The sequence below is a fragment of the Frondihabitans sucicola genome, from assembly GCF_030296615.1.
Taxonomy (GTDB): domain Bacteria; phylum Actinomycetota; class Actinomycetes; order Actinomycetales; family Microbacteriaceae; genus Frondihabitans; species Frondihabitans sucicola.
Genome location: NZ_AP027732.1, coordinates 2068820 through 2091719, shown reverse-complemented (window position 1 = coordinate 2091719; position 22900 = coordinate 2068820). Strand labels below are relative to the sequence as shown.

The window sequence follows — 22900 nt, the reverse complement described above, 5'->3', positions numbered from 1 at the left end:
CGCCGGCGCATCGGCCGAGCCACGGCGTGTCGCCCAGGCTGTCGGCACGGCATCGAAGGCCTCGCGCAGAGCGCGAAACCTTCGACGTAACGCCGACTAACGGGGGCTAGGCGGACTTCTCGGTGCGCTCGGTGATGGAGCGCGGCACGATGGTCGGCGCCGCGTTCTCGAGGACGGAGGCCTTGGTGACGACTACTCGCCCCACCTCGTCATTGGAGGGCACGTCGAACATGATCGGGCCGAGCACCTCCTCCATGATGGCGCGAAGGCCGCGCGCACCGGTCTGGCGCAGGACCGCGAGGTCGGCGATGGCCTCCAGCGCCGGCTCCTCGAACTCGAGTTCGACGCCGTCGAGCTCGAACATGCGCTGGTACTGGCGCACGAGGGCGTTCTTCGGCTTGGTGAGGATCTCCATCAGCGCCTCTTGGTCGAGCTGCGTGACGGTCGTCACGACGGGGAGGCGACCGATGAACTCGGGGATGAGCCCGAACTTGTGGAGATCTTCGGGCAGGACCTCGCTGAACAGGTTGGCGTCGTTGCCCTTGTTGTAGAGCGGGGCGCCGAACCCGATGCCGCGCTTGCCGGCTCGCGAGGAGATGATCTCTTCGAGCCCGGCGAAAGCACCGGCGACGATGAACAGGACGTTCGTCGTGTCGATCTGGATGAACTCCTGGTGGGGATGCTTGCGGCCGCCCTGCGGCGGGACGGAGGCCACGGTGCCTTCGAGGATCTTGAGCAGGGCCTGTTGCACGCCCTCGCCCGAGACGTCGCGCGTGATGGAGGGGTTCTCGGCCTTGCGGGCGATCTTGTCGACCTCGTCGATGTAGATGATGCCGGTCTCGGCCCGCTTGACGTCGTAGTCGGCGGCCTGGATGAGCTTCAGCAGGATGTTCTCGACGTCTTCGCCGACGTAGCCCGCCTCGGTGAGGGCCGTCGCGTCGGCGACCGCGAACGGCACATTGAGCCGCTTCGCCAGCGTCTGCGCGAGATAGGTCTTGCCGCAGCCGGTCGGGCCGATCAGGAGGATGTTGGACTTGGCGATCTCGATGTCGTCACCGAGCGAGTCGGCCGAGGCCAGCGTGTTGAGCGACCGGATGCGCTTGTAGTGGTTGTACACGGCAACGGACAGCGCGCGCTTCGCAGGCGCCTGACCGATCACGTACTCCTCGAGGAAGTCGTAGATCTCGCGCGGCTTCGGCAGGTCGAACTCGCTCGAGGGCTCTTCGCCCGCCTCGGCGAGGCGCTCTTCGATGATCTCGTTGCACAGCTCGACGCACTCGTCGCAGATGTAGACGCCGGGGCCGGCGATCAGTTGCTGAACCTGCTTCTGGCTCTTACCGCAGAACGAGCACTTGAGCAGGTCGGCACTTTCACCAATGCGTGCCATGCTCGGCCTCCCTAAGGCGTTGTGACCTGACGGTCGTCGTTGAACGAGCCTAACCCGAACCGCCGACACTCAGAGCATCGTGACTCGGGAATCGCCGTCGGTGGCGTGCCCACCCGTGGTTCGTTCCCGACGCACGAAACGCTTGGGCGATGATCCTGCGCGCTTCTCACGGGCTGCGCCGCCTCGCACGCCAGAAGCCCCGCACCGGGCGGGCGCGGGGCTTCTGGGGTAAGGCTCTACTTCGTGAGCGCCAGGTTCTTGCGCGAGGTGAGAACCTGATCGATCAGGCCGTACTCGAGGGCGGCCTGGGCACCGAGGATGTTGTCGCGCTCGATGTCGCGGTTGACCTGCTCGGGCGTCTTGTTGGAGTGCTTCGAGAGGGTCTCCTCGAGCCAGGTGCGCATGCGGAGGACCTCCTGCGCCTGGATCTCGATGTCGGACGCCTGACCGCCACCCTGACCACCGGTGGACGGCTGGTGGATGAGGACGCGGGCGTTCGGCAGGGCGAGACGCTTGCCGGGGGTTCCGGCGGCGAGCAGCACCGCTGCGGCCGAAGCGGCCTGACCGAGGCAGACCGTCTGGATGTCGGGGCGGATGTACTGCATCGTGTCGTAGATCGCCGTCATGGCCGTGAACGACCCACCGGGCGAGTTGATGTAGAGCGTGATGTCGCGATCCGGATCCATGCTCTCGAGCACGAGCAGCTGGGCCATGACGTCGTCGGCCGACGCGTCGTCGACCTGCACGCCCATGAAGATGATGCGGTCTTCGAACAGCTTGGCGTACGGGTCTTGACGCTTGTAGCCGTAGGCCGTGCGCTCTTCGAACGAGGGCAGGACGTAGCGGGAGCTCGGGGCCTCGAACTTGGGGGCTCCACCCATCAGTGGCGATTCCATTTTTGTTCCTTCTGGTAAGTAGGTGGAGTTATTCCTGGTCGGTTCCGGCGCCACCGATGACGTCGGATGCCGACGAACGGATGTGGTCGACGAAGCCGTACTCGAGGGCCTCTTCTGCGGTGAACCAGCGGTCGCGGTCGCCGTCTTCGTTGACCTGCTCGACGGTCTTGCCCGTCTGAGCGGCCGTGATCTCGGCCAGGCGCTGCTTCATCGACAGGATCAGTTGAGCCTGCGTCTGGATGTCGGACGAGGTGCCGCCGAAGCCACCGTGCGGCTGGTGGAGCAGCACACGGGCGTTGGGCGTGATGTAGCGCTTGCCCTTGGTGCCTGCGGTGAGGAGCAGCTGGCCCATCGAGGCCGCCATGCCGATGCCGACGGTCACGATGTCGTTCGGCACGAACTCCATGGCGTCGTAGATCGCCATGCCCGCGGTGATCGAACCGCCGGGCGAGTTGATGTAGAGGTAGATGTCTTTTTCGGAGTCCTCGGCGGCAAGCAGGAGAAGCTTGGCAGCGATCTCGTTGGCGTTGTCGTCGCGCACCTCGGAACCGAGCCAGATGATGCGGTCTTTGAGAAGTCGGTCAAAAACACTGTTGGGCAGTGTTACGTCGGCCATGTGGTGCTCCCATTCAGTTGTCGCTTGAGTACGAACTTAGAGGGTGCAACGCGCGCTTTCCGGGCTGTTCGCCCACGGCTGTATTTTCGGCGCCGGTCGGCGTAGCGGCGCCGGACCTCGACGAGCTCGGCCACCCGTCGCTCCGACGCGGATCGGCGCGGTGCCGCCGACGCCCAGGCGTCCCTCCCGAAATCGAAGGGGATTTTGCCTCTCCCCCGGTTTTCAGGGGGATCGGAGGGGCGTCGGGCGAATATCCCCTTCGATTTCTGGAGGGAAGGCCGCCGGGGCGCCCCGAAACGCAACGAGAGCGCAGGATCCGCGGATCCTGCGCTCTCGTGGGAGTTTCTCACGCTGTTTAGGCGTGGTCGTGCCCCGAGTGGTCTTCCTCGTCGCCGACTCCGGCCGTGGCCGTGAAAGCGGAGAGGTCGACGTCGTTGCCCTTGTCGTCTTTCACCGTGGCCTTGGACAGCACGACCGCCAGAGCCTTCGAGCGAGCGACCTCACCGACCATCGAGGGGATCTGACCGTTCTGGTCGAGGACCTTGATGAACTCGCCAGGCTCCATGCCGTACTGGGCTGCGCCCTGAATGAGGTACTGAGTCAGTTCGTCCTGCTCGACCTTGACCTCTTCTTTCTCGGCGATGGCGTCGAGAAGGATCTGGTTGCGGAAGGCGACCTCGCTGGACTCCTTGACCTCGGCGCGGTGGACGTCGTCTTCGAGACGGTTCTCCTGCTCGAGGTGACGGTGGACCTCGTCTTCGACGAGCTTCTCGGGGATCGGGATCTCGACGCCCTCGAGGAGCTTCTCGACGACCTGGTCGCGCGCCTGTGCGCCCTGACCGAAGGTCTTCGACTTGGCGAGCTGCTCTTTCAGGTCGGCCTTGAGCTCGTCGAGAGTGTCGAACTGGCTGGCGATCTGAGCGAAGTCGTCGTCGGCCTCGGGAAGCTCGCGCTCCTTGACGGCGGTCAGCGTGACGGCGATGAGGGCGGTCTCGCCCTCGCGGTCGCCGCCGAGCAGCTTCGACTCGAAGGTGGTCGACTCGCCCGCGGTGAGGAGTCGAGGGCCTCGTCGATGCCCTCGATGAGGTCGCCGGAGCCGATCTCGTACGAGATGCCCTTGGCGTTGTCGACCTCGGTGTCGTCGATGGTGGCGATCAGGTCGATCTGCGCGAAGTCGCCGGTGGCGGCGGGGCGGTCGACAGTGATCAGCGTGCCGAAGCGGGTGCGGAGGTTGGTGAGCTCCTCCTCGACCTCGTCGTCGGTGATCTCGACCGAGTCGACCGTGAGCTCGAGGCCGTCGTACTCGGGGAGCGTGAACTCGGGGCGCACGTCGACCTCGACGGCGATCAGCAGGTCACCGGAAAAGTCTTTCACGTCCGGCCACTCGACGACGTCGGCCTCGGGACGACCCAGGGGGCGAAGCTCGACCTCTTCGACCGCGGCACGGTAGAAGGTGTCCATGCTCTCGTTGACCGCGTGGTTCAGAACCTCTTCGCGACCGACGCGCTGGTCGATGATGGGCGGCGGAACCTTGCCCTTGCGGAACCCGGGGATCTGCACCTGCTCGGCGATGTGGCCGTAGGCGTGAGTGATGCCGGGCTTGAGGTCGTCGGGGCTCACCGCGATGTTGAGCTTGACGCGCGTAGGGCTGAGCTGCTCAACCGTGGTCTTGACCAATGTCGTGTTTCTCCTGTGTCGGTGGATCTTGGTGGTTTCGTCCTGGTTCGGCACCCGCGACTGCGGCCGGTGCTCACCATCGCTCGCCGTGCGACAAGCCGTCTGTCGTGTGACAGGCAACCTGTCGTGTGACAAGCAACCTGTCGTCTGACAAGCCATCTGTCGTGTGACAAGCAACCTGTCGTCTGACAAGCCATCTGTCGTGTGACAAGCACAGCGTCGGGGCGACAGGACTCGAACCTGCGATCTTCCGCCCCCAAAACGGACGCGCTAGCCACTACGCTACGCCCCGGTCAAGCTGGTCTTGCTGGCGACCATCACGATGCTCCCCGTTGAGGTCGGGGCGAAATGGCCTCGTGAAGTCTAGCCCGTCTGCGGCGTCCGAACCTGATCGGGCAAAACAATGCCCTATGCTTATTTCTGCGCGTTCGGGGCCTCGCCCTGATCCTCACGGGGATGTAGCTCAATGGTAGAGCCTCAGTTTTCCAAACTGATGGCGCGGGTTCGATTCCCGTCATCCCCTCCCTTCCTCGGGCGTTCCCTGTGCTCGGCTTCGCCTCGCAGCGGACTCGGTCGTCCGCGTCTGCTCCTGCGCCATCGGTCGTGCGGACAGACGCTTCGACGGCACCTCGCGTCGTCCGGGGCCGGCGCTTCGCGCGGCACGGAACGGGCGCACCGGACCTGTGCTCGCCTTCCCCTCGCACCGGAATCGGTCGTCCGCGTCTGCTCCTGCGCCATCGGTCGTGCGAACAGACGTTTCGACGGCACCTCGCGTCGTCCGGGGCCGGCGCTTCGCGCGGCACGGAACGGGCGCACCGGACCTGTGCTCTGCTTCCCCTCGCACCGGCAATCGGTCGTCTGCGTCTGCTCCTGCGCCATCGGTCGTGCGAACAGACGTTTCGACGGCACCTCGCGTCGTCCGGGGCCGGTGCTTCGCGCGGCACGGAACGGGCGCACCGGACCTGTGATCGGCTTCGCCTCGCAGCGGACTCGGTCGTCTGCGTCTGCTCCTGCGCCATCGGTCGTGCGAACAGACGTTTCGACGGCACCTCGCGTCGTCCGGGGCCGGTGCTTCGCGCGGCACGGGACGGAACGAGAGGGAACACGGCGGGTCGACACCGACTCGCCGAGAACGACAGGCATCGCCGCCGCTCGTGAGGGAGACGGCGATGACCTGCGTGAGGTCACCGAGGCTGTGTCGACGGCTGTCGCCGAGCGAACCCTGCCGGAAGCCTGAAATCGACGACAACGGCAACCCCGAACAGGACCAGAAACATCGGCAGGCCGAGGATGAACATCGGGACGGGCCCGATTCGGAAGTCGAGATGGAACACGACGAACCCGACGAGCTGCGCAGCAGCGGCGACCGCCATGAGCACGCCACCACCGACGATCAGGCCGCGACTCAGACCGTGAGGCTTCGACGGTGCGAACTGCGCGGCGATGTCCGACGGCGACGCGAGCTCGACACGCGAGTCACCGCTCTCGAGCGACCTCTCGATTCGGTGGAGCTCTGCCGCAATCGTGTTTTCGTCGGCCCCACGAAGCCTCATCTCGAAGGCGATCTTCCTGCAGCGGCGGCGATGCGCGATCAAAAGAGACCTTTGATCAGATCGTAGATGGCCGCGGCAGAGAGGTCGCCTGCAAGCACCCGAATCCAGCCCGGAACCTTTCCAATGGCTGCAACGATAATGCTGCCCATCTCGCACGACGTCCTCCGGAGCCGAGCGGCAGCGGCACCGAGCGCCGTTCACGGCGCAGGGCCGACGAGCGAGGCCGAGGAAAGCAGGATCAGCCGGACGGACGACCAGCAGGGGCGAACGACGCCACGAAGGCGGTCTCACCCGCGAGAAGCGTGAGCGTGCCGACCTCTCCAACCGGAGCCGTGCCCGAGATCAGCAGCAGGAAGACGCCCTCCACGATGCCGACGAGGCCCAGGAGCCGCACGAAGCCTCGAGGCCACACGGGCTCGACGAGCGCTAGCCAGGCCTCCGCCCGCGCGACGCGAGCGAACGACCGGAACGTCGTGATCCTGCGCGATGGCCCCGTGCTCATACCGTGAGACTAGGCCCAGGTGCCGTGATCCTGCAGCGCCCGGAAGGAGCGGTCGCGTCCCGCGACCACGACGACGACTGCCAGCACCATCAGCACCGCCACCACCTGCAGCGAGAACGGCGCGAACGAGGCGAGTGCCACGAGCACCGCCAGGAGAGGGACGACGACGTTGACCCGGCCCGACGACTGGCGACGTAGTACCAGGAACCAGACGAAGAACAGGTACACCGCACAAGGGACGGCGAGGGTCGCTGCGGCGGCCACGTGCGAGAGGTGCAGGTCGCCGGACTCCACGTTCAGGGAGATCTCGATGCCGGCGGAGAGCGCGGCGGCCGAGGCGAAGATCGCGTAGTGGCCGTAGCCCCAGCCGAGCGCGGTGCGGATCGAGGTGAGGAGTCCGTGCTGCGGGAAGGCGAAGTAGATCCACCAGAAACACACGATGATCACGAGCGACGACGCGGCGAGCAGCACCAGGTCGGCGAGGTGTTCGGTCGACGTGCCCACCTCGACCACGGCGTTCGTGGAGGCCAGGATCGACTCGCCCAGAACGATCAGGGTGAAGAGCCCGTAGCGCTCGGTCATGTGGTGCAGGTGCCAGGACGTCGTGCCGGCCGCCTCCGCGAAGATCGGTACCGAGATCTCGAGCACGATGCCGACCAGGAAGGCGGGCAGCTTCAGGTCGTCGGGCAGCACGTAGAGCAGGAGCCAGAAGCACTGGACCACCAGGATCCCGAAGCCGTAGCGCAGGGTCGTCTTCCGGGTGCGCGGCTCGTCGTGCGCCGCCCGGAACCACTGGAACGCCATCGCCAGCCGCATGATGATGTAGCCGGTCACCCCGAGCGTGAAGTCGGGGTGGTCGACGTTCGAGATGCCCGAGACACCGGCCGCGAACGTGAGCGCGCCTCCCATCTGCACCACCGTCGCGATCCGGTACAGCCAATCGTCGGTGTCGAAGGAGGTGCCGAACCAGGTGAAGTTCATCCAGGCCCACCAGATCGCGAAGAACGCCATCAGGTAGTGGACGACCCCCAGGAACACGTGGCCCTCCTGCAGGTTGTGGTGCAGGGAGACCGATGCGAACGAGACCGCGACGACGAACACGAGGTCGAACAACAGCTCCAGCGAGCTCGCCGCGCGGTGCGGCTCGGACGGGCTTCGCATCGTCATCCTCCGCAGAGCGGAGCGGTGAATCGTCTCGGTCATGCGACGACAGTACCGAGCACCCGAACGGGGGTGAGTACTCACAGATTTCGCGAGTGATAATTCTCGGATGCGCTCCGTTGTCAAAGCACTCGTGGGTGGCCTCGCGGCCGCCGCCGTCGTCGCGCTCGCCGGGTGCGCCACGGCGCCCCGTTCCCAGCCGGAGGCCGTCTCCGGATCGCAGGTCAGCGCGCCCAGCCGCACGTCCACGCCCGTCGACGGTGCGCTCGGCACCACGGCCGATCCTGCTCGCGTCGCTGTCGTCGGTGACTCCCTGACGGCGGGCGGCGGACGCATGCTCTCGTGGGGTCTCACGCCGGACACCTGGATCACCTACGCCAAAGGCAACGGGATCCGCTACGTCGGAGGATGGGCGAAAGGCGGGACGACGGTGCAGATCATGGCCGCCAACGTCCGGCCCGTGAAAGACGTCGACGTGCTCGTGCTGATGGCCGGCACGAACGACGTGCGACTGCACCTGCCGTTCGCCCAGGCGGCCTCGAGCTACGACTCGATCGTCGACACCATCCACCCCAAGCACGTCATCGTCGGAGCCATCCCGCCGTACGATCACAACCCGCGCGCCGCGGCCGTCTACGAGAAGCAGCTGCGGGCCTACGTGGCCACCAAGGGCTGGGACTTCATCGATCCCTGGGGGTTCGCTCGTCACGGGCTCGTCTACAAGGCGGGTGTCTCGCTCGACGGCACGCACCCGACCACGGCCGGGTACAAGCAGTTGGGCGAGAACTATCGCGCCGCCATTCTGCGCGTCGTCTCGCGTCCGATCGCCGGCTGAGTCGCGCGCGCAGCGGCACCGCCGTCGGCGGTGCCCACGCCGGCGGGGTCGCAACGGCCACGCCGGCGGCAGTGGTTCAGCTCTGCAGGAACGCCAGGACCGCCAGCACGCGGCGGTGATCGCTGCCGGAGTCGTCCAGGCCGAGCTTCTGGAAGATGGCTGTGACGTTCTTCTCGACGGCGCCCGTTCCGATGAACAGTTCTGCGGCGATCGCGGAGTTCGTGCGACCCTCGGCCATCAGAGCGAGGACCTCGCGTTCGCGGGGCGTCAGCGCGACCAGCGGGTCGCTGCGGCGCCCGAGCAACGCGGCGACGACGTCGGGGTCGAGGACGGTCGCGCCCTCGCGGATCCGCGCCAGCGCGGCGCCCAGCTCGTCGAGTGAGGTCACCCGGTCTTTCAGCAGGTATCCGACGCCGTCGGATCCGGCGCTGAACAACTCGCGCGCGTAGGCGACCTCGACGTACTGGGAGAGCAGCAGGATCCCGGTTCCCGGCACCCGACGCCGCAACTCGATCGCCGCGCGCACTCCTCGTCGCGATGCGTCGGTGGCATCCGCACGTCGAGCACAGCCAGGTCGGGGCGGACGGCCTCGACCTCTGCGAGCAGGGAGTCGGCGTCGCCGTACGACCCGACGACCTCGGCACCCAGTTCGTCGAGGAGGCGCACCAGCCCCTCGCGGAGCAGGACGGAGTCGTCGGCCACGACGACCCGCATCCGCCCGCCGTTCGCGGCGTCGAGGCTGAAGGTCACGCGTCGAGCCTAGGGCGCCGACCGCGGTGCATCCGGCTTCTGTCGCTTGGTCTTCTGCGGCGAAGCCGACTCTCGAGGAAGTTCCTCGGTCGGGTAGGCCAGCGTCGGGGTCGGGTTCGCCTCCGGGGTCGGCGTCGTGTCGGCCTTCGGGAGTGGCGTCGTGTCGTTGGCGACAGGTGGTACCGGTGCCGGTGCCGCTCTATCGGCCGGCGGCGCTGCTGCCTGTGCCGGTGCCGGTGCATCGGCGGCCGGCGCCGAAGCGGCCGGCGCTGTCGCGGAAGCGGTGGCCGCGGACGAGGCAGGATCTGCCACGGGACTCTCGACGGGGATGTGCACCGACACGTGCGTCGGGCCTCCCGCGGGGCTGCGCAGCGAAAGTCGGCCGCCGAGCCCGACGAGCCGCTGCTCGACGCCGGCGAGGCCGTGCCCGGTCTGGAGAGCCGCCCCGCCGTGACCGTCGTCGGTCACGTCGACGCGGAGTTCTCGTGCGCCGAGCGGCGACGGCGCCGACAGGATCAGCTCGGCTCGTGACGCCTCCGCATGCTTGGCGACGTTGGTGAGGAGCTCCGCCGCGATGAAGTAGGCGTTGCGCTCGATCTCGACGGGCACAGCCAGCCCCTCAGGCAACTCGTTCGTGAATCGCGTCGGAGTCGTCGAGCGATCGACGACGGCGTCGAGGGCGGCGGCGAGCCCGCGGTCGAGGAGCAGGGGCGGAGCGAAGCCGCGAGACAGGGCGCGCAGCTCTTCGAGGGCGTCACGCGACTGCTGCAGAGCCTCGTCGATGAGATGCTTGCCGCGGGCGGTGTCGGTGTCGACGGCGCGCGCCGCCGCGGCGAGGTCCATCTGGATCCGGATCAGACGCTGCTGCGGACCATCGTGGATGTCGCGCTCGAGCCGCCGCAGCGCCGTGCCTTCGGCCGATACGGCAGCGCTCCGCGAGACCTGGAGCCCGGCGACCTCGGCTTCGAGCTGCTCCGATCGGAAGCCGCCCAGAAGCGGCGTCGCGACAGCGTTCATCAGGATCACGCCCCCACGGGTGAGGAAGGGGACGAGCGCCAGCAGCCCCAGCCCGAGGACCAGGCTCAGGACGCCCCACCAGGGCAGGTGGTCGTAGAACCAGTGCACGCCGACCAGCGAGTACCAGAGGTCGGATCCGACCACCGGGTGGATGACCATGAGCACGATGCCGAAGATCACTCCCCCGAAGCCGGCAGCGATGACGAAGCCGATGAAGGCGACCACTGCGCCCCCGAGGAGAGGAAACACGACCGCCGTGTACAGCAGGTAGAGCCAGTAGTGCGGGTCGGCGGCGACCTCGAGCAGCCGGATGAAGCGGTTCTTCGCGGTCAGCCCCCGCCACACCACGGGCTGAACGGCGGGTTCACCCGCCCAGCGCAGCCGGAGCAGCTCGAGGCGCCCGAACAGTCTGGCGAAGTAGAGGGCCGCGAGCAGGAGGATCGCGAAGAGGATGAGAGACCCGAGCGCGTCGCCGAAGCTGCTGAGGATCGTTCCGGCGACGCCGTAGAGGCTCCCTGCCACGACGACGAGCACCCCGGTCAGCGCCAGGTAGCCGAAGTCGCGAGGGAACGCACGCCAGAGCCGCCCGTAGAGGGATCGCGACTTGTCTGGCACGGGGCTCGTTTCTGTGATCATGACTCCAGCGTGCCGGGACCGACAGCCGACGCCTATGGTGCCACCGACCGGATGCGGACGGGGGTTATCCCCACTCGCGGGAGCTCGTGATCCTGCGACCGACGCCTGGGGAGAAGAGGCGAGCAAGCGCAGGCTCACCTCAATTAGCCGAGCCTCAGCTTGCTTGCGGAATATTCCCAGACGTCTAGCGTTGGGTGCATCAAGTCGCCCCTCGGGGCCTCGCAGAGGGAAAGGACCACCGTCATGTCCGAAACAGTCACCGTCACCCAGAGCTCCGTCGACCCCGACGTCGCAGCCGCCACCGCCCAGTTCCTCACCCCCGTCGTGACCAACCTCACCGCCCTCGCCGTCAACGGCAAGCAAGCGCACTGGCACGTCCGTGGCATCAGCTTCATCGCCGTGCACGAGCTGCTCGACGAGGTCGTGGACCACGCCCAGGAGTACGCCGACACCGCCGCGGAGCGTATCGTCGCCCTCGGCCTGCCCGTCGACGGCCGACTCGAGACCGTCGCCGCCACGACCACCAACCCGCCGCTCAAGGCCGGCTTCCAGCAGGTCGACGCCACCATCGCCGGTATCGTCGCGCAGATCGACTCGGCTCGCGCCTCGGTCCAGACCGCCATCGACGAGCTCGGCGAGATCGACGCCTCCAGCCAGGACGTCGCAATCGAGATCGCCCGCGGCCTCGACAAAGACCGCTGGTTCCTCTCCGCGCACGTCAGCCAGTAGTCGCCCGTCTTCTCTGCCGCGAAGCCGCCGCCCCTCGGGGTGGCGGCTTCGCTGCGTTCCGCACCGACCCCCAGCCCGCCTGCGCCCGCCCTCTCCTCCCGAAATCGAAGGGGATTCTTCCCCCGGGGCAGCTTGAGTGGGATCGCAGGGCGTCGGCCGAAAATCCCCTTCGATTTCGGGAGAGGGGCAGGATCTCGACGGCACGCGCGAGCGGGCACGCGCGAGCGCGCACGCGCGAGCGGGCACGCGCGAGCCCGCGCAGGTCAGAAGCCGCGGTGCGTGAAGCGACCGGCGAGCAGGGTCGCGGCGACGGGCATCGCCCGGAGGTCGACGCCGGGGGCGAGTGGATCGGCGTCGAGCACGACGAGGTCGGCGACGCTGTCGGCGACCACCGACGCGCGGCCGTCTGCCGATGCCTCGAGGGCGACCGCGGCCGGCAGGCGCTGCTCGGGATGCCACGGCTCGCGCCCGTCGCGCGAGCGCGTCACGGCTGCCGCCATCGCGATCCACGGGTCGAGCGGCGCGACGGGTGCGTCCGAGCCGAGCCGGAGCTGCACCCCGGCGGCCGACAGCGTCTCGAGCGGGAAGGCCCGATCGGTCCGTCCCTCCCAGTAGACCTCCGCGATGTCGCGGTCGTCCATCGCGTGTTCGGGCTGGACGCTGGCGATCAGGCCGAGGCGAGCGAACCGGGCGATGTCCGCGAATCGCACCAGCTGGGCGTGCTCGATGGACCCTCCGCAGCCGACCGCCTCGAAGGCGTCGAGGGCGAGCGAGTTGGCGTGGTCTCCGATCGCGTGGACCGCGGGAACGAGGCCCGCCGCCGACGCTTTCCGCAGCAGCCCGACGAGTTCCTCGGGCGTGAACGACGCGACGCCGACACCCCCGTGGCCCGGGTAGGGATCGTGGCAGTAGGCGGTCCGGGTGTTGAGCGACCCGTCGGTGATGACCTTGGCCGGCCCCATCGTGACGAGCCCGGCGCCACCGGGGATCGGCTGACCGGTCTCCAGGCCGCGCTCGACGACGGAATCGAGGTCGCGCGGATACACGCCGCACCGCACACGAAGTGAGTCGGCGCCCTGCTCGACCCGCGCCACCCACGCGTCGAGCGACAGCGACATCTCGAGGTCGACGACTCCGACGACGCCGCGCTGAGCAGCAGCCCTCGTGGCATCGACGACCCACTCGTCGATCCGCGAACTGTCGATCGCGGTGATGATGCCGTTCGCGTCGAAGGCCGCCTGTTCCCGGAGGAGCCCGGTCGGGTGATCCTGCTGATTCACGAGCGCGAGGCCGGAGCTGTTGAGCCAGACGGCGTGCAGGTCACCGCTGACCAGCGCGACGGGGATGTCGCCGGCGGAGTCGAGCAGGATCGCCGAGGGCTCGTCCGGCCAGAGCGCGTCGCGGAAGCCGTAGCCGACCAGCAGGTCGCGATCTGCGGGGCGACCCTCGGCGATCCTGCGCCTGACCAGCTCTACGGCCGACGCGGCCGACGAGGCCTGCGAGACGTCGAGACGTTGGCGGACGAGGGCCCACTGCTCCATGTGCACGTGGTTGTCCCAGAGACCGGGCGCGACCCAGCGGCCGTCGAGGTCGACGACTTCGGCTCGCCCCGGTGCGACGCCCGCGACGATCGCCGAGACGACGCCGTCCTCGATGAGGAGATCGGTGGGGGTCCCGTCGCGACCCACGAGGCGGGCATCGCGCAGGAGCAGCGCGGTGCTCACTCGCGGACGCGCCGCATCTCGGCAGCGAGCGCGGGGTTCGCGAACTCCGGCCCGTTCTCGAGAGCGTCGACGATGCGGTCGACAACCTCGGGCGGCTTGTTCTGGCTGAGCTTGGCGCGGGCGTCGAACCGGGTCACGCGAAGTCGCAGCCCGACCGTCCCGCGAGCGACCCGACGGGATCCCTCTTCGTCGAGCTCGAGGGACACCGGTGCCGGCATGCGCTTCTCGAAATGGTCGACCAGGTCGCCGAGCACCCGGAAGTTCTCGTCGTCGCCCAGGATCTCGGGAGTGCCGTAGAGGTGGGCGGTCACATGGTTCCAGGTGGGGATGATCTGCTCGGCCGGGTACCAGTTGGGCGAGATGTAGCCGTGTGGCCCCTGGATGATGACCAGGATCTCGTGTTCGCCCAGTTCGTGCGCGGTTTCGTCGGGGCGCCCGACGTGGCTGACGATGCTGATCTCGTCGTCGGCGGTGGGTTCGAGAACGACCGGGTAGTGCGAGGCGACCAGCCCGGCAGCCGTGTTCGACACGATCGTCGCCCACGGGTTCTCGGCGATCAGGCGCTTGACCTCGGCGACGTCTTCGAGAAGGAAGTGAGGGGTGTACCGCATTGCCCAACCTTGCCAGAAAGGAACCGGCCGCGTCGGAGGAACAGCAGGATCACGCCTGGCAGACCGGACACCAGTACAGCTTTCTGCCGGCAGCCTCCTCCATCAGGATGTTGGTGCCGCAGACCCGGCAGGGCAGGCCCTCGCGGTGGTAGACCCAGTGACGATCGTCGCGGCTCTTCATCGCCTCGGCATAGGCCTTCTTCGAGAGGCCGTCCATGGTCATCATCTGGCCGAGCTGCACACCGCTCTTGAGCAGCTTGGTCCAATCCTTCCAGAGGGCGCGCACGGTCTCCTCCGGCACCTCGACCCCGGAGTGTGCGGATCGAGCTTGGCGCGGAACAGCATCTCAGCACGGTAGACGTTGCCGATGCCGCTCACGACGGACTGATCCATCAGCAGGAGACCGATCATGGTCTTCGTCTTGTGGACCCGCTCGTAGAAGCGGTCGGCTCCTTCTTCGGCGAATCGACCAGCGGGTCGGGGCCGAGCTTCGCGATGATGGCGTCGACCTCGGCCGCATCGCGCACCTCGCACTTGGTCGGACCGCGGAGGTCGGCCACGACGTCGGGTGCCAGGAGTCGGACGCGTACGGCGCCGACCGGCTCGGGCGGGAACGCCTCGAGGTCGACGTCGTCTTCGCGCTTCTCCGACTCAGCCATGCGCAGGCGGGCGGCACTGATCGGTTTGCCCACCCGCATCAGGCGCGCCTTGCGCGGTGCGCCGATGCTCTTCCAGGAGTCTTCGCCAGCAGCATCGATCAGCTCGGTGTCGTGCAGGTCGGTGCCCCGCTGGTTCGTCTGACCCATGCGGCCGTTCGCGCTCTTCGTCGTGGGGTCGAGGGAGAAGTCGCCCGCGAAGTCCCACGAGCCGTAGAGGCCCAGGTGGACCTGCAGGAAGAGGCCGTTGTCGAACTCGAGGAACATCTGCTTGCCGACGGCCTTCGCGTCGACGAGCACGGCGCCGTCGAGACGGGAGGCGCCCGTTGAGAAACGGCCCTGCGGCGACGACACCTCGACGGCCTTGCCGACGAAACTGGCCTCGAACTGGTTGGCGATTCGGTGGACGGAATGACCCTCAGGCATCAGTCGACCGGGTGGCCCTTGATCTGGCCGGTCGTCTCGTACTCGGCGAGCTGGGCGATCCGGCGCTCGTGACGCTCTTCGAAGGAGAACGGCGTCGCGATGAATTCGTCGATGAGGAGATCGCCTCGTCTTCGGTGTGCTGGCGGGCACCGATGGCGACGACGTTGGCGTCGTTGTGCTGACGCGCGAGCTGCGCCGTCGAGGTGTTCCAGGCGAGGGCGGCGCGAACGCCCTCGACCTTGTTCGCAGCGATCTGTTCGCCGTTGCCGGACCCGCCGAAGACGACTCCGAGGCTAGCGAGACCTGCGCTCTGATCGCGGACGACGGCGCGCGCCGCCGAGATGCAGAACGACGGGTAGTCGTCGAGCGGCTCGTACGTCTTCGGACCGTGGTCGGTCACGTCGTGCCCCTGGTCGGTGAGGTGCTTGATGAGAGTCTGGGCGAATTCGAGGCCGGCGTGGTCGGTCGCAACGTGGATGCGCATGGCTCTCATTCTATGGACGGCCACCGACACCGGATCGCCTGCGGCCCCACGTCGATCAGTCGAAGACGGGGCCTCGGGTGCGGCTGCGCTTGAGTTCGAAGAAGCCGTCGTACGACGCCGCCGCGACGACGCCGTCCCAGAGCGTCAGCGCGATCTCGCCCTTGGGGGCCGGCGAGATCACGGGGCCGAAGAAGGCGGTGCCGTGAACGGCGATCACCGGGGTGCCGACGTCTTGCCCGACCCGGCCGATGCCGTTTTCGTGGCTCGCCTTCATCTGCTCGTCGTACTCGTCGCTGTCGGCGTACGCGGCGAAGTCGTCGGGGAGGAGGACCTCTGCGAGCGCACCGGCGATGACGGCGTCCTGGTCTTTCTCCGCCTGCACGTGGATCCTCGTGCCGAGAGCGTCGTAGAGAGGTTTGACCACCTCCTGGCCGTGGAGCTCCTTCGCGGCCGTCACGAGCCGCGTGTAGCGGCGAAGCCGCGTGAACGCCTCCTCGGAGAACCCCTCGTTGTGCTCGTTCAGGAGCGCGAGGCTCATCACGTGGAACGTGACGTCGAGGTCTCGGTGCGCTGACACCTCGTCCACCCAGCGACTCGTCATCCACGCCCAGGGGCAGGACGGGTCGAACCAGAAATCGACGGGGGTGGGCGCTCCGGAAGCTACTGTGTCGGTCATGGGTTGAGCCTAGAACCACGCGGCCCCACGCGACCCAGCTGAGCGAGAAGAGAAGTCATGTCGACCGAAGCTCCTTCCGAACCGTCGTACGTCACGGCCGACGCCGTCCCGCGCGGCGTCGAGCTCAACGGCGTCAACGCCATCGACGAGAGCGAGCGCAAGGGCACGCCGCGCCAGCTGTTCTGGCCGTGGTTCGCGGCCAACGTGTCGGTGCTCGGCATCGGCTACGGGGCCTACTTGCTCTTCTTCGGCGTGTCCTTCTGGCAGGCGGTGATCGTCGGGATCCTGGGCATCACCATCTCGTTCCTGTTCTGCGGTTTCATCGCTCTCGCCGGCAAGCGCGGCAATGCCCCGACGATGACCCTCGGTCGAGCTGCCTTCGGGGTCAACGGCAACAAGGTGCCGTCGATCATCTCCTGGGTGCTCACCGTCGGCTGGGAGACGGCGCTGACGTCGCTCGCGGTGCTGGCCACCGCGACGGTCTTCGAGACCCTCGGCTTCCACGGCGGCGTCGTGACGAAGATCGTCGCGCTGCTCGTGGTGGCCCTGCTCGTCGTGTTCGGCGGGATCCTCGGCTTCGACTTCATCATGCGACTCCAGAAGTGGATCACCATCGCCACGGGCGTCCTGACCGTCGTCTACATCGTCCTGACCTTCCACCGCGTCGACTTCCACGCCGTCTCGGCGCTGCCCTCCGGCGCCCTGCCCGCCGTCATCGGCGGTTTCGTCTTCATGATGACCGGCTTCGGCCTGGGCTGGGTCAATGCGGCCGCCGACTACTCGCGGTACCTCCCGCGCAACTCGTCGAGCGGCGGCGTGATCTGGTGGACCACCTTCGGGGCCGCGGTGGCCCCGGTGATCCTGTTGGTCTTCGGTCTTCTCCTCGCGGGAAGCTCGACGAAGCTGTTCGCCGACATCAACAACGACCCGATCGGCGCCCTCGCGAAGATCGTGCCGACCTGGTTCCTCATCCCGTTCGCGGTGGTCGCGATCCTCGGCCTCGTCGGCGGGTCCGTGATGAACATCTACTCCTCCGGGTTCTCGCTGATGAACGCGGGCCTGAAGGTCCCGCGCTATGCGGCGGCGTCGGTCGACGGCGTCGTCATGATCCTGGGCACCATCTACGTCGCCTTCTTCGCAACCAGCTTCGTGGTGCCCTTCCAGGGCTTCCTCATCACGCTCGGAGTGCCGATCGCGGCCTGGGCCGGGATCTTCCTCGCCGACGTCCAACTCCGGAAGAAGGACTACTCCACGGCTGATCTGTTCGATCCGAAGGGGCGCTACGGAAGCGTGCAGTGGATCACCATCGGCCTGATCGTGCTCGGCACGGCGATCGGCTGGGGCCTCGTGACGAACACGTACGCCAGTTGGCTCGGCTGGCAGGGCTACTTCTTCGGTGACGCGAAGAGCGCCTTCCGCACCACCTGGGGAGGCGCCAACCTCGGAGTGCTCGCCTCGCTCGCCATCGGGTACCTCGGCACGCTGCTGTTCATGCGCCCCGTCATCCGGCAGCAGGAGGGGGCGGTCTTCCTCGACCGCGACGTCGTATGACGCTCGACTTCGACTCGGCGCCGTGGCTGGTCGTGATCGACATGCAGAGCGTCTTCGGCGACCCGGGAAGCGACTGGTACACACCCCACTTCGACACGGCGAGCGCAGGATCACAGCGCCTCAGGCAGGCGTTCGGCTCGCGGACCGCGCTCACCCGCTTCGTCGCCCCGATCGAGCCCACCGGAGCCTGGGTGCCCTACTACCGCGACTGGCCCTTCGCGCTGGTCCCCCAGACCGACCCGCTGTACGACCTCGTGCCCGCTTTTCCCGTGGGCGACGCCGTCGTCGTGACTCGAGAGACGTTCGGCAAGTGGGACGCGGCAACCGCCAGCGCTCTCGGCGGCCCGCTCGACATCGTGCTCTGCGGGGTCTCCACCGACTGCTGCGTGCTGTCGACGGCACTGGCCGCCGCGGACGCGGGCGTCCGGGTGCGGGTGGTGGCCGACGCGTGCGCCGGGCTCAGCGACCTCGACCATCAGCGGGCCCTCGACGTCATGGCGCTGTACGCGCCGCTGATCGAGATCACGACGGTCGACGAGGTGCTCGCCGCGCTCTGAGCGAGCTCCCTGTGGATAACTCGAAGCGCTGATTGGCGCGCCGGTAGGGTGTCTTTGGGCCACGAGCCCAGCAGCGTTCAGCTAGCGCGCAGTCAACGAAGAACGGAGCCGTTGTGCCAGGAGAGAACCTCACCCGAGTCGAGGCGCAAGAGCGCAAAGACATTCTCGACGTGCAGTCGTACGTGGTCGATCTCGACCTGACTCGGGGGCCGAGATCTTCGGCAGCACGACGACCGTCACCTTCACCGCGACCGAAGGGGCTTCGACCTTCATCGACGCGTTCACCCGCACCGTGCACTCGGTCACGCTCAACGGGTCCGAGCTCGATCCCGCAGCTGTCAGCGACGGCGTCCGCATCCAGCTCGACTCCCTGGCCGCCTCCAACGTGCTGACCGTCGTCGCCGACGCCGAATACACCAACACGGGCGAGGGCCTGCACCGCTTCGTCGATCCGGTCGACGACGAGGTCTACCTCTACTCGCAGTTCGAGGTGCCAGACAGCCGCCGCGTCTTCGCCGTCTTCGAGCAGCCCGACCTCAAGGCGACCTTCCAGTTCACGATCACCGCGCCCGCCCGCTGGGAGGTCGTCTCCAACTCGATCACACCGACGCCCGTCGTCGACGGCACCGACCCCTCCACCGCGGTCGCCACCTGGTCCTTCGCACCGACGGCCGTCATGTCGAGCTACATCACGGCGATCGTCGCCGGTCCCTACGACGTCGTCCGGTCGTCGCTCACGTCTTCCGACGGCCGCGAGATCCCCCTGGGCATCTTCACGCGCAAGTCGCTTTCCGAGCACATGGACTCCGACTACATCTTAGACAAGACCCGTCAGGGCTTCGCCTACTACGAAGAGAAGTTCGACTACCCGTACCCCTTCGACAAGTACGACCAGCTGTTCGTCCCCGAGTTCAACGCGGGCGCGATGGAGAACGCCGGCGCCGTCACCTTCACCGAGACCTACGTGTTCCGCAGCAAGGTGACCGACGCCATCAAGGAGCGCCGGGTCGTCACGATCCTGCACGAGCTCGCCCACATGTGGTTCGGCGACCTCGTCACCATGAAGTGGTGGAACGACCTCTGGCTGAACGAGTCGTTCGCCGAGTGGGCGTCGACCATCTCCACGGCGGAGGCCACCGAGTGGACCGAGGCCTGGACCACCTTCCAGGCGATGGAGAAGAGCTGGGCCTACCGCCAAGACCAGCTTCCTTCGACCCACCCGGTCGTGGCCACGATCAACGACCTCGAAGACGTCCAGGTCAACTTCGACGGCATCACCTACGCGAAGGGCGGCTCGGTCCTCAAGCAGCTCGTCGCCTGGGTCGGCATCGACGCCTTCTATGCCGGCGTCGCGGCCTACTTCAAGAAGCACCACCACTCGAACACCACGCTCGCCGACCTCCTCGCCGAGCTCGAGATCACCTCGGGCCGCGAGCTGACCAGCTGGTCGAAGCTCTGGCTCGAGACGGCCGGCGTCAACACGCTGCGCCCCGAGATCGAGACCGACGCCGACGGTGTCATCACGTCGTTCGCGATCCTGCAGACGGCCGTCGCCGAGTACCCGACCATCCGCCCGCACCGCCTCGCCATCGGGTTCTACGACCTCGACGGCGGCGACCTCGTTCGCGTCCACCGCGTCGAGATCGATGTCGACGGCGAGCGCACCGAGGTGCCTGAGCTCGTCGGCGTGAAGAAGGCGGCGCTCGTCCTGACCAACGACGACGACCTCGCTTACGCCAAGGTGCGCCTCGACGACGCGTCTCTCGCGACCGCGATCGAGCACCTCTCGAAGATCCACGACCCGCTGGCCCGCGCCATCGTCTGGGGCTCGGTCTGGGACGCCACGCGCGACGCCGAGACGCCTGCGTCCAGCTACGTCGACCTCGTGCTGGCGAACATCGCCAGCGAGACCGAGTCGACCACGATCCGCACGACGCTGACGCAGCTCACGCAGGTTGCCCGGTCGTACGTCGCCCCCGAGCGTCGCGCGGCGACGATCGAGCGCGTCGGCGACGAGCTCTGGTCGCTCGCCCAGTCCGCCGAGGCCGGCGCCGACGCGCAGTTCCAGTTCGTGAAGTTCTTCGCCAACATCGCTTCGAGCGCAGCACACGGCGACGCGCTCCAGGGGCTCGTCGACGGCAGCATCGCCCTGGCCGGGCTCGAGATCGACACCGACCTGCGCTGGGAGATCCTCGAGGGGCTCGTCCTCGTCGGCCGCGCCGGCTCGAGCGACATCGACGCCGCGCTCGCGGCGGACAACACCGCCAACGGGGCCCAGGCGGCGGCGCGCGCACGGGCGACGATCCCGACGAGCGAGGCCAAGCTCGCCGCGTTCGCGTCGGTCGTCGACTCCGACGAGCTGCCCAACGCCATCGTCCGGGCAACGGCGCTGGGCTTCCAGCACGCGAACGACCCCGCGATCCTGGCGCCGGTCGTCGAGCGTTATTTCGCCTCCCTCACCGGTATCTGGGAGTCGCGCAGCTACCACATCGCCGACACCCTCGTCTCAGGCCTCTACCCGGCCGGCCTCGCCGACGCCTCGCTCGTCTCCGCGTCCACGGCCTGGCTCGAGGCGAACCCCGAGACGCCGGCTCTGCGCCGCATCGTGTCCGAGAGCGTGGCCGGCACCGAGCGCGCGCTGCGCGTTCAGGCCGCAGACGCCTGAGCCGGCCGCCGCAGCCCCGGCCGTGGCGTGAAGCCGGCGGCGGCGGGCCCCTCGGGCTCGCCGCCGCGCCTTCAGAAACCTCTGCGACACGGCCTCTAGCATGGCTCGGATGATCTCAACCCTCCTCGCAGCAGCAACTCCCGCCCCGACGGGTGCGGCAGCGGACATCGCGAAGGGCGCTGACGCCTTCTGGGGCATGTGGGGAAGCCCATCGGAGTCGTCGCCGTCATCCTCGGTGCGATCCTGCTCCGGGTCATCATCCACTTCGTCATCCGCCGCGTCGTCGATCAGATCGTCAACGGCGTCAAGAAGAAGCAGAACGTCCAAGACACCCAGGCGCTCAATTCGCCACTGCAGGCCGTCCGCATCGTCCAGAGAACGCGAACGCTCGGCAGCGTCCTGAACAACGTGTCGTCGGTGGTCATCATCGTCATCGCCGCCGCTGTCATCCTGAGCGTCCTCGACGTCAACACCGTCGGAATCGTCAGCGGTGCCAGCGTGATCGCGGCCGGTCTGGCCTTCGGCGCGCAGAACATCGTCAAAGACATTCTGAGCGGCATGTTCATCGTCCTCGAAGATCAGCTCGGGGTCGGAGACATCGTCGACGTCCAACTCGCGACCGGAGTCGTCGAGAACGTCGGCATCCGCGTCACGCAGGTCCGCGACGTGAACGGGACCCTGTGGTTCGTCCGAAACGGCGAGATCCTCCGAGTCGGAAACATGTCGCAGGGATGGGCGCGCGCCATCATCGACACGGCCGTTCCCTACGAGGCCGACATCGACGCCGTCGAAGCGACCATCTTGAAGGTCGCGTCCGATCTCCAGGCCCAACCTCGCTGGCGCACCCGCATGCTCGAAAAGCCCGAGGTCTGGGGTCTCCAGTCGATCTCCGACTCCGCCATGGTGATCCGTCTGGCGGTCCGGACCCGTTCCGCGGAGAAAGACAACGTGTCGCGAGAACTCCGCGTGCGACTCAAGAAGGCTCTCGACGAGATGGGCCTCACGTTGCCGTCGCTGAACAGCGTCGTCCTCCAGGGCTTCGACGAAGCCAACTCGATCAAAGGAGCACGCCCGGTCGAGACCGCGCCGGTTCCCGTGCCGAAGAACCGCGCCCCGCGCGCGCCGAAGGCGAAAAAGTCCGACGCCGGTGCCACCCCCGCGGCAGACGCCACCGAAGCCGGAAGCCGCATCAACGTGCCGCCGCCCGGGGCTCCCGGGCCGCGCACACCGCGCCAGCCGCGGGCTCCGCGCGACTCCAGCCGCGGAACGACACCGGGCGACTCGGGAGAGGATAGATCATGACCGACTCGCCCACCCCAGATCCTGCGCCGGCGCCTGCCGGCAACCTCCAGCCGATCACGGTGCGCCGCGGGCTGGGTGACGACGCCGCTCAAGGTAACTTCTGGGAGCAGGTGGGCGGTCGTGAAACCTTCGAGCGCCTCGTGCGCCGCTTCTACGAGGGCGTCCGGGCGGATCCTGTGCTCTGGCCGATGTATCCGTCCGACGACCTCGAAGGCGCGATCCAGCGGCTGACCGGGTTCCTCGAGCAGTATTGGGGCGGGCCGGGCACCTACAGCGAGCAACGTGGACACCCCCGGCTCCGCATGCGTCACCTGCCGTTCGCGGTCACCCCCGATGCCCGCGACCGCTGGCTCGGGCACATGCGCACCGCCGTCGACTCGCTCGAACTCTCACCGCTCGACGACGCGACTCTCTGGGGCTATCTCGACCGCGCAGCGCACGCGATGGTCAACACGTTCGGCACTTGAGCGAGGCTGTCACGTGGCCGCA

16 protein-coding genes, 2 tRNA genes and 5 pseudogenes are annotated in these 22900 nt (G+C 67.7%); 9 read left to right on the top strand and 14 right to left on the bottom strand.

Going from position 1 to position 22900, the window contains the following annotated elements; all coding sequences use genetic code 11:
• Window positions 1–106 precede the first annotated feature (106 nt).
• From clpX to QUE79_RS10770, 5 genes and pseudogenes are all read right to left on the bottom strand, one after another.
• Window positions 107–1387, bottom strand: coding sequence for an ATP-dependent Clp protease ATP-binding subunit ClpX (gene clpX / locus QUE79_RS10790; RefSeq protein WP_286346648.1), 1281 nt, complete (start codon window positions 1385–1387; stop codon window positions 107–109).
• Window positions 1388–1623: 236 nt separating this feature from the next.
• The gene (locus QUE79_RS10785; RefSeq protein WP_286346647.1) at window positions 1624–2283 is read right to left on the bottom strand and encodes an ATP-dependent Clp protease proteolytic subunit; all 660 of its coding nucleotides are present in this window, start codon (window positions 2281–2283) and stop codon (window positions 1624–1626) included.
• 28 nt (window positions 2284–2311) lie between these two features.
• Window positions 2312–2899, bottom strand: a complete 588-nt coding sequence (locus tag QUE79_RS10780) for an ATP-dependent Clp protease proteolytic subunit (RefSeq protein WP_123506077.1) — start codon at window positions 2897–2899, stop codon at window positions 2312–2314.
• 355 nt (window positions 2900–3254) lie between these two features.
• Window positions 3255–4576 (bottom strand): annotated as a pseudogene (gene tig / locus QUE79_RS10775) (trigger factor).
• 219 nt (window positions 4577–4795) lie between these two features.
• Window positions 4796–4868: transfer RNA gene (locus QUE79_RS10770), tRNA-Pro, on the bottom strand.
• A gap of 160 nt (window positions 4869–5028) precedes the next feature.
• Here QUE79_RS10770 and QUE79_RS10765 point away from each other — a divergent pair.
• Both QUE79_RS10765 and QUE79_RS10760 read left to right on the top strand, forming a co-directional pair.
• A tRNA-Gly gene (locus QUE79_RS10765) sits at window positions 5029–5099 on the top strand.
• Window positions 5100–5745: 646 nt separating this feature from the next.
• Window positions 5746–6195 (top strand): hypothetical protein, encoded by a 450-nt coding sequence (locus tag QUE79_RS10760; protein WP_286346646.1) that lies wholly within the window; start codon window positions 5746–5748, stop codon window positions 6193–6195.
• Window positions 6196–6367: 172 nt separating this feature from the next.
• On the opposite strand, the gene QUE79_RS10755 is transcribed toward QUE79_RS10760, so the two are convergent.
• Window positions 6368–6631, bottom strand: a complete 264-nt coding sequence (locus QUE79_RS10755; protein ID WP_286346645.1) for a hypothetical protein — start codon at window positions 6629–6631, stop codon at window positions 6368–6370.
• Between the two features lie 9 nt (window positions 6632–6640).
• A complete protein-coding gene (locus tag QUE79_RS10750; protein WP_286346644.1) occupies window positions 6641–7834 on the bottom strand; it encodes a low temperature requirement protein A in 1194 nt (397 codons plus the stop codon).
• A 67-nt stretch (window positions 7835–7901) separates the two neighbouring features.
• Here QUE79_RS10750 and QUE79_RS10745 point away from each other — a divergent pair, with 67 nt between their 5' ends.
• Window positions 7902–8627, top strand: coding sequence for an SGNH/GDSL hydrolase family protein (locus QUE79_RS10745; RefSeq protein ID WP_286346643.1), 726 nt, complete (start codon window positions 7902–7904; stop codon window positions 8625–8627).
• Window positions 8628–8703: 76 nt separating this feature from the next.
• Here the strand turns inward: QUE79_RS10745 and QUE79_RS10740 are convergent.
• Window positions 8704–9341 (bottom strand): annotated as a pseudogene (locus QUE79_RS10740) (response regulator transcription factor).
• Between the two features lie 45 nt (window positions 9342–9386).
• The gene (locus QUE79_RS10735) at window positions 9387–11030 is read right to left on the bottom strand and encodes a sensor histidine kinase (protein WP_286346642.1); all 1644 of its coding nucleotides are present in this window, start codon (window positions 11028–11030) and stop codon (window positions 9387–9389) included.
• 243 nt (window positions 11031–11273) lie between these two features.
• On the opposite strand from QUE79_RS10735, the gene QUE79_RS10730 reads away from it, so the two are divergent.
• Complete coding sequence (locus QUE79_RS10730; RefSeq protein WP_286346641.1) at window positions 11274–11759, top strand: Dps family protein; 486 nt, start codon at window positions 11274–11276, stop codon at window positions 11757–11759.
• A gap of 263 nt (window positions 11760–12022) precedes the next feature.
• Here the strand turns inward: QUE79_RS10730 and QUE79_RS10725 are convergent, their stop codons facing one another.
• The 5 genes and pseudogenes from QUE79_RS10725 to QUE79_RS10705 form a co-directional block, all read right to left on the bottom strand.
• Window positions 12023–13483, bottom strand: a complete 1461-nt coding sequence (locus QUE79_RS10725) for an amidohydrolase (protein WP_286346640.1) — start codon at window positions 13481–13483, stop codon at window positions 12023–12025.
• Window positions 13480–14094 (bottom strand): FMN-binding negative transcriptional regulator, encoded by a 615-nt coding sequence (locus tag QUE79_RS10720; protein WP_286346639.1) that lies wholly within the window; start codon window positions 14092–14094, stop codon window positions 13480–13482. The genes QUE79_RS10725 and QUE79_RS10720 overlap by 4 nt, the downstream gene beginning before the upstream one ends.
• A gap of 49 nt (window positions 14095–14143) precedes the next feature.
• Window positions 14144–15176 (bottom strand): annotated as a pseudogene (locus tag QUE79_RS10715) (Fpg/Nei family DNA glycosylase).
• Window positions 15176–15660 (bottom strand): annotated as a pseudogene (locus tag QUE79_RS10710) (ribose-5-phosphate isomerase). Before QUE79_RS10710 ends, QUE79_RS10715 begins: the two co-directional pseudogenes overlap by 1 nt.
• Before the next feature lie 55 nt (window positions 15661–15715).
• Entirely contained in the window at window positions 15716–16336 is a 621-nt protein-coding gene (locus QUE79_RS10705) for a mycothiol-dependent nitroreductase Rv2466c family protein (protein ID WP_286346638.1), read from the bottom strand.
• A 57-nt stretch (window positions 16337–16393) separates the two neighbouring features.
• Here QUE79_RS10705 and QUE79_RS10700 point away from each other — a divergent pair, with 57 nt between their 5' ends.
• From QUE79_RS10700 to QUE79_RS10680, 5 genes and pseudogenes are all read left to right on the top strand, one after another.
• A complete protein-coding gene (locus QUE79_RS10700; RefSeq protein ID WP_286346637.1) occupies window positions 16394–17887 on the top strand; it encodes a purine-cytosine permease family protein in 1494 nt (497 codons plus the stop codon).
• Window positions 17884–18444: a cysteine hydrolase family protein gene (locus QUE79_RS10695; RefSeq protein ID WP_286346636.1), complete on the top strand. Its 561-nt coding sequence runs from the start codon at window positions 17884–17886 to the stop codon at window positions 18442–18444. The genes QUE79_RS10700 and QUE79_RS10695 overlap by 4 nt, the downstream gene beginning before the upstream one ends.
• A gap of 113 nt (window positions 18445–18557) precedes the next feature.
• Window positions 18558–21109 (top strand): annotated as a pseudogene (gene pepN / locus QUE79_RS10690) (aminopeptidase N).
• 198 nt (window positions 21110–21307) lie between these two features.
• A complete protein-coding gene (locus QUE79_RS10685) occupies window positions 21308–22411 on the top strand; it encodes a mechanosensitive ion channel family protein (RefSeq protein ID WP_286346635.1) in 1104 nt (367 codons plus the stop codon).
• Window positions 22408–22878: a globin gene (locus tag QUE79_RS10680; RefSeq protein ID WP_286346634.1), complete on the top strand. Its 471-nt coding sequence runs from the start codon at window positions 22408–22410 to the stop codon at window positions 22876–22878. Before QUE79_RS10685 ends, QUE79_RS10680 begins: the two co-directional genes overlap by 4 nt.
• Window positions 22879–22900: the final 22 nt, after the last annotated feature.